Genomic DNA, 11,408 nt, shown 5'->3' on the forward strand with positions numbered 1-11,408 from the left:
ACCGATGGCATTTCTGATCGGTGAGCCTTGTGTGGACGTGATGGACCGCTCATGTATCACGGTGTGCCCGGCCGACTGCATCTACGTGGGAAAGCGCAAGCTGTACATCAACCCGGTGGAGTGCGTCGACTGCGGCGCCTGCGAACCTCAGTGTCCGGTGCAGGCGATCTACATCGACGACGACGTTCCCCCGGGAGACGAATGGCTCATCGCCGACAACGCCGACTTTTTCACCACGGTTTTGCCGGGCAGAGATAAGCCGGTGGGAAACCCGGGCGGCGCCGGTGATATCGGGCCGCTGGGCGCCGACACCCCGAGGATCGCTGTACTACCGGTGAAGGACCGGACCTGAATGCCGAAGATCACCACCCTCGACGAATTCGAGGCCGCTTACAAGGCGCGGCTCGGCGAACCGATGCCGCCGCGGCGGCCGTGGCGAGCCGTCACCGAGGAGTGGCTGGCGCGTTACGCCGACGGAGCCGGTGACTACAATCCGCTCTACCGCGACCGCGCGTACGCGGAAGCCGGCCCGTATCACGATCTCGTCGCGCCGCCGGCTTTCATCTTCTCGATCGACTTCGGTGCTAATGCCTCTATTTGGGGCCACATCCCGGAGGCCGACGTGTCGATGCAAGACCTGACGATTCTGTATATCGGCGCAACCGCAGAATGGTTCCGGCCGATCTGGCTCGGCGATCGGGTGCGCAGCATTGAGACGCCCACCGACATCCGCAAGACCACGACGCGCCAACTGGGCGAGGCATTGATCTGCACTGGCACCACCGAGTACTGGAATTCGCGCCGCGAGTTGCTGGCGAGATTGACCAATCACATGCTGCGATTCCCCAACCCCGGCGCAGGTGTCGAGTCGTCCTCTCCGACGGAAGCGTCCGGGCCGCGCGTCGCGCCAGACCCGTTGGTGTGGCAGCGGACTCGCCGCGGCAGCGAGGCGCGATATGCCGACACCGTGTCGGCCGATGACCCGATCCCTGACTTGCCCAAAGGAACCTTCACGACCACCGAGCTGTACTTGTTCACTCACGGTGCGTTGAGCACCCGTCGGGCTCGGCACGTCGATGAAGGCACCATCGACATGGGCGCCGGCGGGCGCGCCGATCCAGAGTACGCGCGCAAAGCGCGAGCCCAATCGGCATCGTTTGACTTTGGCCCCCAACGTATTTGCTGGCTGACCCAGGCGGTCACCGACTGGATGGGCGACCACGGAAAATTGTTGCGCATCGAAACTCGGCTACACCGGCCAAATCTCATCGGCGACACCAACACCGTGCGCGGCACGGTGGTGCGGACCTATGAGCACAGCACCGAGGCATGCGCAGACGTCGAGGTGGAAAACGTCAATCAGTCCGGTGCGATAACGGCGAGCGGCCGAGCAACCGTGGCGCTTCCAACGCGCGGATCTGTTCCCGTGCACGAGCTGCTGTTCGCGCCGACCGCTGACGGCACTGCCGGCATCTACAACTGATCAGGAAGGACCGAAGATGCAATTGCGACCCGGCCTCAGACTCAACAGCAGAGTTTCCAGCGCACAGGTGATCGTCGTACGGACACCCGCGGAGGATGTCGATATCCGCTGCGGAGGCCAGCCGATGGTTACCGGTGACGCCGCACCAGCCGTGGATGCGTCCGTCGACGGAGAGATGTTGCTGATCGGCAAGCGCTACTGTGACACCAGCGGCGCGCTGGAAGTGTTGTGCACCAAGGCTGGACCAGGAGGCCTGACTGTCGGCGAAGAGGTCCTCGAAATCAAGGCGGCTAAGCCGCTGCCCGCCTCGGACTGACTAAGGAACCATTGATGAACAAGTTGTGTCGCGAGCTGGGCATCGAATACCCGATCTTCGCGTTCAGCCACTGCCGCGATGTGGTGGCCGCCGTGTCACGCGCCGGCGGTATGGGCGTGCTCGGTGTCCTGGCGATGTCACCGGATGAAATCGACATTGAGCTGCGGTGGCTGGAAGAGAACTCGGGTGGGCGTCCCTACGCGGTCGACGTCGCCTTGCCGGTCAAGACTGTCGATCGGGAGGCTGGAATGACCGGCACCGCGGACGTGGTCGACAAGTTGGAGGAGATGATCCCGAAGAACCACCGGGATTACGCCGAGGACATCATGCGCCGCTACAACGTGCCGCCGCTGCCGGAGGCCGACGGACAGCACCACGGCTGGGCGGCGGAAGGGTTGACCGCCGCCGGCGGCGAGGAACAGATCGATGCGATTCTCGGCCATGAATTTCCCTTGCTGGCGAGTGCGTTGGGGCCGCCGCCCGCCTGGGTAATCGACCTCGCGCATCAACGCGGGACGAAAGTCGCCGCACTCGTAGGCAAACCTCACCAGGCGGTGCGCGGTAAAGAACTCGGTATCGACATCATCATCGCTCAGTCGTACGAGGCTGCCGGGCATACCGGCGAGATCGGCGCCATGGTGTTGATTCCAGATGTGGTCGACGCCGTGGGCAACGTTCCGGTGCTCGCCGCGGGCGGTATCGGCTCGGGCCGTCAGATGGCCGCCGCCATGGCCCTCGGCGCCGCCGGCGTTTGGACGGGCTCGATTTGGTTGACATGCCGCGAGGCGCCAACCGAGCCGTACCGGGTCGAAAGGTTTATGAAGATGAACTCCACCGATACGGTCCGCTCGAAGGCGCAGACCGGCAAGCCGAATCGGCAGGTCCGCACCCCTTGGACCGAGGCATGGGATGACCCGGCAGGGCCAGGGCCGCTTCCCATGCCGCTGCAGTATCTGCTGTACGCCGACGCCACAGCGCGGGCCAAGCGTGCGGGTGTGCATGAACTCGTCGGTGGCCCGGTCGGTCAGATCGTCAGCCGCATGACCAAAGTACAGCCGGCTTCGGAGATCGTGCTGAACATGGTCGAGGAGTACCTGGACACTCTCGGCAGCATGAGTGCCCAGTACGAGGAGTTGATGGCGGACTGACCGGGCGACCGCCGGTGGGTCAGGAAACAGACGGCGGAAGCCGACTAGGGCGTGTCTGGTAATTGCAGGCGGTGAGCGGTTATTGCTGCTGCGAGGATGACTCCGCCGAGGTAGGTCAGTGCGTATTTGATGCCCCTATGGATGTCAAGCCGCCGATTGGGCCGACGGTGGCGTGCTCTTGGTCTTGGTGAGGTCCTCGTAGATCTCACGGGCGATGTAGCGCTTGAGGCAGCGGATGGCCTCGCGCCGGGTCTTGCCTTCGGCAACGCGTCGTCGAACGTAGTCCTGGGTGCGTTTGTCCCAGCGCAGGCGCGCGATCGTGATCGTGTAGAGGGCAGAGTTTGCCTGTCGATCGCCGCCGCGGTTGAGCCGGCGTCGGTGCGTCTTGCCCGATGACGCTTCGATCGGGCTGACCCCGCAGAGCGCGGCGAAGGAAGCCTCGCTGTGGAGACGTTCCGGGTTGTCGCCGGCGGCGAGCATGAGCGCGGCGGCGGTGTCAGGGCCGACTCCATAACGCTGCAGCAGTTGGGGTGCGCGAGCTTTGGCCGTGGTGGCGATCTGGGCGTTGAGCTCGTCGATCTCGCTGGTTAGCTCGAGGATGCGCCGGGCGAGGAGGCGCAATGTGAATGCTGCCGCGCTCGGGGGGTCGCCGGGATCGGGGTGGTTGAGCTCGGCGCATCGGCGGAACAGTGCGGGGTTACTCAGGCCTGTCATCGACTCACGCAAGGCGGGATCGGCACCGACCAATACGGCCTTGAGCTGGTTGATCGCCTGCCCACGGGACTTGATGGCGGAGGCCTTGACCAGCTTGAACATTCGCAGCATCTCAACCTCCCCATCGCCGGACTTCGCGATCGCGGTGGCCCGCCCGGACAGCACCGCGCGAGCAGCGGTCTCGGCGTCGATGGTGTCGGTCTTGCCGCGGCGTCGGCGGTCTCCTCGGTCGGTGCGGTTGACTTCGATGACGGTGACGGCTTCGGAGCGCAGTTGGCGAGACAACGCAGCGCCGTAGGAGCCGGTGCACTCCACTCCAGCGCGATGCACCGTGCCGAACCCTCGGGCCCAGGCGAGCAGCTGCCGGTAGCCCTTGGCGGTGGTCGGGAAGCTGCTGGTTGCCAGTAGGGCGCCTAACGCGGTGAGCACCGCGGCGACATGGGCATCTTTATGCGTGTCCACCCCCAGCACCACTTCGGCGGTATCGGATGGTCCTGGCGGGTGCATGCTGGGCAAGGTCGTTCGTCTCCTGACGGCTCGGGAACGGATGGCCGTCGTCGGGTCGGCGGAGGCGGTCAGGACTGTGACGGTGCCCTGTTACTGGCAAGGCCCCTATGGAGACACGCCTTGCCGACCCGACGGCAGCAAGCACCGCCCCGGGTCCGTGGTCGACAGATCAAACACAAGGCACCGAAGGCCAGTCGTAACGCGGGTCAAACCGCGGTCCGGGGCGGCACCTGTTCATCCTCACAGTCGTAGCGGGTGGCTATGCCGCGCCAATGTTTGAGCGGTTGAAGCCGCGCTCGACGGTGTTGCGATGTCGGTAGATCAGCGGATCGAAGGCTGGTGGACGTCCACCGCGTGAGCCCTGGGCTTTACGGTGTGCGAGTTGATCGGATCTTTCGGGGATGGTGTGGGTGATGCGGTGTTTGCGCAGGTGGATACGGGTGGAGTTGTGTGCGTAGCCCTTATCGGCCAGCAGCCGAAACCGGCGGCCGTGGGCAGCAGTGTAGGCCGCGACCAGCGGCGCCAGTTGGGGATTGTCGTGGGCTTGCCCAGCGGTGAGCCGCAGCGTCACCGCGGCGCAGTTGTCATTAACCAGAGCGTGGATCTTGGTGGTCCAGCCGCCGCGCGAGCGGCCCAGCGCATGATCGTCGGGTTCAGCGCTGGGTTTCGTGTAATTCGACCAAGCCCCCCCTGAGGCCGGCCGCCGGTGCCCCGGCCGCGTGTTGATGAGCGCGAACGCTCGTCGAATCAATCGAGATCAATCCCGCTCGCTCAGCATCAGCCGACTGCCCGCCGGCATGCACTGCGGCCAGCATGGCCGCGTAGGTGCCGTCGATCGACCAGCGCCGATGACGCTCCCAAACCGATTGCCATGCACCGAGTTCAGCGGGAACGTCCCGCCACGGCGCACCTGTACGGAATCGCCACACGATCGCCTCCAGCGTCGCGCGGTGATCGTTCCACGGCCGCCCACGCCGCCCCGCCGACGACGGCATCACCGGCTCAATCAGCTTCCACAAGGAATCAGAAATCACTCCAGTACGAGTCATTCCCCAACGATCGAACACCCACCCGGAAAACTTTGGCAGACACGCCCTAGACGGTATGCGTGACCGCCGGCGTTGAGCTGGGGGTTGCGGGCCGGGGCCTCACTCACCCATGTTCGTGGGTTACCGAGTAGGGAGTCGCCTGCTCGGTCTTTCCGACAGTGGTGGGAGGCCCCGGTGTTTACCGAGCGTACGAGTGTTGGACTGGACGTGCACGCACGTTCGGTAGCGGCAGCGGCAATCGACAGCGTCACGGGCGAGGTGTTCCAGACCCGGTTGACCCCGTCATATGAGCACATCCGGTCGTGGATATCGGGGTTGTCGGGCCCGGTGGCGGTGGCCTATGAAGCCGGACCGACCGGTTTGGGGTTGCATCGGGCGTTGACCGACGCCGGGGTCCGATGTGAGGTCGTCGCACCGTCGAAACTGCAGAAACCATCCGGAGACCGAGTTAAAACCGATGCCCGCGATGCACTGCATCTGTCCCGGTTGCTGCGACTCGACGAAATCACCGCGGTGTCGATCCCGAGCGTGACTCAGGAAGCAGCCCGTGATCTGGTGCGGGCCCGTGAGGACTGCCGCGGCGATCTGATGACAGCGCGCCATCGACTCTCGAAGCTGCTGCTGCGGCACGGCATCGTCTACCACGGGGGCGCCGCCTGGACCGGCGCGCATGATCGGTGGCTGCGTACCGAAGCGGCGCCGCGGTTGAGGGCACCGGCGACACGGCTGGCGTTCGATGCCGACTACGACCACGTGCTGACGATGCAGGCCAGGCGTGGGCGCCTCGACTCGGCGATCGAGGACGTGGCCGCTGACTGTGAATTCACCCCGATCGTGCGCAGGGTGTCCTGCCTCAGAGGCGTGAGTACCTTGACCGGAAGCGCGTTGGCGGCGGAAATCGGCGACTGGAATCGGTTCACCGGCCACACGATTGGTTCGTTCGTTGGATTGGTTCCCTCGGAGTACTCGTCGGGCTCGTCGCGGGTGCAGGGGACGATCACTAAGACCGGGAACACTCATGTTCGCCGGTTGCTGGTCGAGGCAGCCTGGCATCACCCCGGTATCACGTGGGTGCGGTGATGCGTTCGCGGTGGGACCCAGGCCTCGGCAGCTGCCCGCGCCCGCGGGGACCAGGGCAACCGCCGCCTGCACCGCAGGTGGGTGGGTTTCCTCGAACGCCACAAGCGGCCGACAGTGGCCAATGTTGCGATCGCCCGCGAGCTGGCCGGCTGGTGCTGGTCCCTGGCGGTCATAAACGACTGATCGCCACCTGTTCTACTTCCTCCTCGAGTCCAGTGGTGGCAGCGCGTGGATCGACCCGCGACACACCTATGAGCAGACCCCTTCGGGTCGACGCTCGATGCTAGACAAGCGGATGCGATCCAGCCGAAACCCCGTCCTGCGGTAGCCAACCCGCTTATATCAGTCTGACCGCGCGTCGCCAACCGACACGCTCACCACACAGATTCGCCGAGGAAGCAAAGAGGCGCCGTCGGGGTAGCTCCCCGGCGGCGCCTCACCTTGCCCGCTTGACAAACTTCTCTACATATCAGGTGTACCCGGCAGTCAGGTTGGTGACAGTCGGCTGATCGGGGGTTGGCCTCCAATGTTGTATGTCGCACCAAAACTGGGGCGGTACACCTTTATCGCAGATGTTGACGATCAGGCGAGCGGAGTCCTCCCCGGACACCCACTCCATCACTCCGCCCAGCGGGGAATACGTCATGATCGGATCGCGGATCGCCAGCATTCCTGGATGGAAGATACCGGTCTGCCGCAGACTGACCCATTTCGGCAGCCCAGAGTCGATCAGCTCCTTTTCCGCAATAACCTTGCTCTGCGCGTATTCATCGAACCGGGCCGGCCGCAACGGATCTCCCACCCGCCCCCAGTGGTGCGGGGGGATTGCGGTCGCCGGTCTGCGCCACCGTTCCAATGCCCATAACCGCGATGCCCGACGGGTCGGGCTGGGCGCGCACCGCGCGTACGATGTTGCGGACACTGCCGACATTCACCCGGTGACTCAGAGCGGGATCATCGTCGCCTGCGGGGGATACGACGCCGCCGACGTGCAACACGATATCCGTTCCTGCCACACAGGATTGCACCGTGGAGTAGTCGGTCAAGTCGCCGATGACTACGTGAAGGTTCTCCATGTCCTTCTAGCCGCGGATGATCTTGGCATCCGACTTTGAAGGCAGCACTAAGGCCACGACATCGAAGCGGTCGTCTCGGGCGCGAAACTCGTCGAGAATGTATCGGCCCCAATTACCAGTTGCCCCCGTGAGGAAGACACGTGTTCGTTGCTGCGGGATGCGTTTCTCCTTCCGAAAACCGCCGGCGGAGCCAGCCTGATCGTGCTTCGAGAGGCTGTGGTTTACGCGCGGTCAGCACCAGGTTGATGTCGGTTTGACCGGAGCAGATAGGCGAATTCGGCGCCCACGCCCTCAGATCCACCGGCTGCCACCGTCCGGGGGTCGTATCTGCCGAGATCGGTCACGGTGGCGTTAGCCGGTTAGTCGGCCGTGGGTCCTGGGTGATGGTCACGCGCCGAACACTTCTTCAAGTGATCCGACGTGGGCGCGGTTGGACTTGATCCGCTCGATGAGTCGCCACCTTCCTGCCCGCCGCTCCCAGGTGTCGCAATAGTCACCAAGGGTGTAGAACCGCGAGGAGGCGTCTTCGGTCGAGAGGTGCAGGTCGTGGACATAGGCGCGGCTGACCGCCGTGTCACCTGTGACGTCGATGAGGACGTTGCCCAGCAGGTGTTGGGTCGGCCCGCAGTGATCGACAAACCCGCGGATCAGCTCGATAATCGCCGCGCTTCCGTCGCGTCGTCCGGTACCAAAGTCACCGACAGCGTCGTCGGCCAGGATGTCGGCTAGGCCCTCCCAGTCGCGGTCGTCCATGGCGCGGGCCGCCTGGAAGAGTGCGCGCTCAATGGCGCGCTCGTCGAGAAGCGATTGCAGCCGATCAACACTCATCGCGGGATGCCCTTTCGTCTGGCGGTAGCCTGTCGCAGACTGCAGGCCGGTACTACGAGGGTTGCCGTTCACTGGAATCATGCGACGGTTCTGGTGTTTCCTCCGCGCCCGCACGCCGTTCCGGCGCGAGGTTGGTGCGCCCGTCTGCCTCGCCCTATGATGTCGGTCAAGCGGGTGCGCGTTCAGTAGCTGCCGTTGATGCCGCGGATCATGAGACACCGCGCTAGCGAGGACGCCGCTGGCCATGCCGGCCAGCGCTATCTGCTTCCTCGTCAGTATGACTTCAGCGTCACGCTGGAATGCCCGTATACCTCTTTAGCCCCGGTCATTCACGGGGTGCTGACGGCGGACGCTTTGGTTGAGACGGTGGGGGATGTTGTTCGCGGGTGGGAGGGATGGCCGGCTGGCGCTGCCGGGCTGCGGTTCTCCGGGTTCCTCGAGTCGTGGTTGGGCGGGTGGGTCAGGCCGGTTGTGGGATGGCCGCGATGCGGGCGAAGACCGCGACGAGGTCGGTGACCCAGGGCCAGGTGGCCGGCATGCGTAGGTGTCGGCGTCGAGCGGTGCAGGCCAGGCGGGCCGGTACGTGCAGCACTCGGTACCGCAGGGTTTTGGGTTCGGCTTTGGCCAGCGCGCCGCTCAGGGCGAGTAGGCGTAGCCAGGCGGTCAGGTCGGCGGCGATCGCGACGGCGGTCAGCCACGCTTGGTTGATGCGGTAGTCGCGGGACGGGAATCGCCCCAGGCCGCTGTCTTTGGCGTGTCGGATGCGGTCTTCGACGCGGGCATGGGCGCGGTGGCGGGCCTCCAGGAGCGCCAGCTGCGCGGTGGGAGTGTTGGTGACGAACGCCTGGTAGCGCCAGCCGTCGGTGTGCTCGAACAGGGACAGTTGGGCACCGGGGTGGGGTCGTTCGCGGCGCACGATGACCCCCATCCCCGTCGGCCAGCCCGACAGGTCCAACAGCCCGGTCAGCTCAGCGACATCGCCGCCGGCTCGCACCGCGCCGTCAGCATTCAGTGCCGGAGTCCACACCGACTCGGGGACCAGCATGATGGCCGCACGCAGTTTCTCGGTGAGAGCAAACCCGATCGAATAGTCGACCCAGCGGCCCCGGACCTGGTTGAGGGTCGTCAGCCAGTCCAGCAGATCGTGGGAGGCCCCGGCGCCGTCAGCACGGATCAACAGGTGTTTGCGGTGGGCTCGGGGGATCTGGGTGATCGCCGCGGACAGGACTTTGAGGTGATCGGCAGCGGTGTTGGCCCCGGCGTTACCCGGCCGCAGCCGCGCAGCCAGCAGCTCGGTGGTGTTGTCACACCACACCCCGATCGGATAAAACCCGAAGCTGCCCTTGAACGTGGGTGCCGCAGACTCCTTCTCGGAATGAGTAACGACGATGGTGGCGTCGACGTTGAGCACCACCACCTCACCGAGGTCGGTGTCGGCGACCCGCGGCGGCGGCACGCCGCCGGGCAGTAATGATCACACGTGCCGGCGTACCCGGGCGCGGGCCATGTCGATGCGGGCCAGCCGGGCCGGGGTCAACTCCGCCAGCGTCCGCCACACCTTCGGCGCCGAAGCCGCCTCGCCCAGCAGCGGGGCCTGGTGGCGCAGCACATCGATATCAGCGATGGCCTCACCGCCATCGGCAAGCATCACCGCCACATCGGCGAGCGCCCGGCCACGATCATGGACCGGGGTAAACGAGCGACGTGCCAGCGCGGTCGACACCGCGCCGGTCAACCCAACCCGGTCAGCCAAAAGCCGCAGGCCAGCGCTGCCCGCGTGAGCCACCACGCCAGTCCCATCACCGGTTACTGACAAGCCCGCCGACCACGAAGTACGCTTCACCTACGGAGTGCCTTCCAGCCGGAGAAACTTGAACCGTCGCAAGTCCAAGAATCCCCTGCCGGACAGGCACTTCCGTGCATCTACACGCCGACAACACCCATGCCCCGTGAACGATCCGGGTTAGGAATCACCTTCTCGTTTACCAAACGCTCAAGAAACGCCGTCATGCAATCCGAACCGCTCTTGTATTCGTAGATTCGATCTTCGGGAAACCCAAATTCTTCCAGCTTTGACGTAGCGAATACGGAATCATATCCCGACATGAGACTCTTGTCGAGGAAGGTATAGTTCAACAAACAATTTAAGTCATGCTTTATCAAGGAGTGCGTCGACTGAAGATTCTTCCAAATATTTGCCGCTTCCGGCCCGGCCACTAATTCGGAAGACTGTCCTACCAGTTTCTTCACCGGGTCCGCGGGCTCCATTCCAAACCACGCAGCAATTTCCCCCCACACCCGCTTCCAACTGAACGGAGGACAAGAAGGGCAATTGAACGCTTGGTTGGGATGGCCGGTGCTCCACGCCGCGACTTCGGCAATTTTTTCCGAAGTGTTCAGATTGATCATTGCATTGTAGCTCCCGTCCGTTCCGGGGTACATTAGCTGCTTTCCCTGTGCTTTAAGGATCGACGCGTATGTAGCGAGCGCGATGCCAAACGATTGCGTCGTCGCGGTGAGTTCGGGGGCCAAACCAATGATGAACGTCGGCCGCACTTCGTTCCAGGTAAACCCATCCTCTGCGGCCCGTCGCTGGATAAAGGCCTGGGTGTCGAAATAGCTGAGAGGGCCTGGACCTTTGGTGGTGTCTTCATGGAAAGGGGAGGAATAGCCGGGCCACAGGCTTGGCCCCAAATGCATCCCGTAGTGTTTGCCCCCTGTTCCGAATACGAAGACCTTGAGAGGGGCCTCGATTTCCTTTAGCGCGTCCAAGACATTTTTGATCCACAATTGGTTTCGCTCGTTCACGCCGCTTCCTGCGAGGTGCGCCATGTTGCCATACAATTGATCGCGGACGAATTGTGGGCTTACTTTCAAGAGTCTATGGATCACGGGAGCAAGCCCATCGGTCACGGCGAGAAGTCGGCGCATGATCACCGCACTTCCGAGTTTGGGTGGCCGGTTTGCTTCTGCAAACCAATATACGTGGGTAACCGCGGGGGATCCGACGTCGATGAGGCTTTTTACCACCGCCTCCTTTTCGTCGATGTTGGATACGAGGGGAATGTATTCCCGAGAGGTTCGCGAAGCAAACGTCGTTTCGTCCACCGAGAGGGCCAAACAAATCACGGTGTCGTATTCCGCTCCTCTTTCATTCAAGAGGTGAGGAACAATGGCATTGCCCGCCATTCCCGTGCCACCAACGAC

9 protein-coding genes and 4 pseudogenes are annotated in these 11,408 nt (G+C 63.9%); 5 read left to right on the forward strand and 8 right to left on the reverse strand.

Features of this window, described 5'->3' with window-relative positions:
• The first annotated feature begins 4 nt into the window (after positions 1–4).
• From fdxA to VKG81_RS16100, 4 genes are read left to right on the forward strand one after another with little or no spacing between them, the layout of a single operon-like run.
• Positions 5–352, forward strand: coding sequence for a ferredoxin (fdxA, locus tag VKG81_RS16085; RefSeq protein ID WP_324397561.1), 348 nt, complete (start codon positions 5–7; stop codon positions 350–352).
• Positions 353–1,483 carry an FAS1-like dehydratase domain-containing protein gene (locus VKG81_RS16090; protein ID WP_324397562.1) on the forward strand — a complete coding sequence of 377 codons (1,131 nt, stop codon included), beginning with the start codon at positions 353–355 and terminating at the stop codon, positions 1,481–1,483.
• 16 nt (positions 1,484–1,499) lie between these two features.
• On the forward strand, positions 1,500–1,799 hold the full coding sequence (locus VKG81_RS16095; protein ID WP_324397563.1) for a hypothetical protein: 300 nt from the start codon (positions 1,500–1,502) through the stop codon (positions 1,797–1,799).
• A 14-nt stretch (positions 1,800–1,813) separates the two neighbouring features.
• The gene (locus VKG81_RS16100; protein WP_324397564.1) at positions 1,814–2,947 is read left to right on the forward strand and encodes an NAD(P)H-dependent flavin oxidoreductase; all 1,134 of its coding nucleotides are present in this window, start codon (positions 1,814–1,816) and stop codon (positions 2,945–2,947) included.
• A 144-nt stretch (positions 2,948–3,091) separates the two neighbouring features.
• On the opposite strand, the gene VKG81_RS16105 is transcribed toward VKG81_RS16100, so the two are convergent.
• Entirely contained in the window at positions 3,092–4,168 is a 1,077-nt protein-coding gene (locus tag VKG81_RS16105) for an IS110 family transposase (RefSeq protein ID WP_324397565.1), read from the reverse strand.
• Positions 4,169–4,413: 245 nt separating this feature from the next.
• Positions 4,414–5,217 (reverse strand): annotated as a pseudogene (locus VKG81_RS16110) (IS5 family transposase); the annotation flags it as partial.
• Positions 5,218–5,391: 174 nt separating this feature from the next.
• On the opposite strand from VKG81_RS16110, the pseudogene VKG81_RS16115 reads away from it, so the two are divergent.
• A pseudogene (locus VKG81_RS16115) lies at positions 5,392–6,480 on the forward strand (IS110 family transposase).
• 286 nt (positions 6,481–6,766) lie between these two features.
• Here VKG81_RS16115 and VKG81_RS16120 read toward each other — a convergent pair.
• From VKG81_RS16120 to VKG81_RS16145, 6 genes and pseudogenes are all read right to left on the reverse strand, one after another.
• A complete protein-coding gene (locus tag VKG81_RS16120; protein ID WP_324397566.1) occupies positions 6,767–7,099 on the reverse strand; it encodes a hypothetical protein in 333 nt (110 codons plus the stop codon).
• A complete protein-coding gene (locus tag VKG81_RS16125) occupies positions 7,065–7,373 on the reverse strand; it encodes an NAD-dependent epimerase/dehydratase family protein (protein ID WP_324397567.1) in 309 nt (102 codons plus the stop codon). The genes VKG81_RS16120 and VKG81_RS16125 overlap by 35 nt, the downstream gene beginning before the upstream one ends.
• Positions 7,374–7,578: 205 nt before the next feature.
• A pseudogene (locus VKG81_RS16130) lies at positions 7,579–7,717 on the reverse strand (short-chain dehydrogenase); the annotation flags it as partial.
• Positions 7,718–7,760: 43 nt separating this feature from the next.
• Complete coding sequence (locus VKG81_RS16135) at positions 7,761–8,201, reverse strand: nuclear transport factor 2 family protein (protein ID WP_324397570.1); 441 nt, start codon at positions 8,199–8,201, stop codon at positions 7,761–7,763.
• 460 nt (positions 8,202–8,661) lie between these two features.
• Positions 8,662–10,044 (reverse strand): annotated as a pseudogene (locus VKG81_RS16140) (IS1380 family transposase).
• An 80-nt stretch (positions 10,045–10,124) separates the two neighbouring features.
• The coding region (locus VKG81_RS16145; protein WP_324397568.1) for a hypothetical protein at positions 10,125–11,408 on the reverse strand (1,284 nt) is incomplete at its 5' end.

It is taken from the genome of Mycobacterium sp., from assembly GCF_035314905.1.
Taxonomy (GTDB): domain Bacteria; phylum Actinomycetota; class Actinomycetes; order Mycobacteriales; family Mycobacteriaceae; genus Mycobacterium.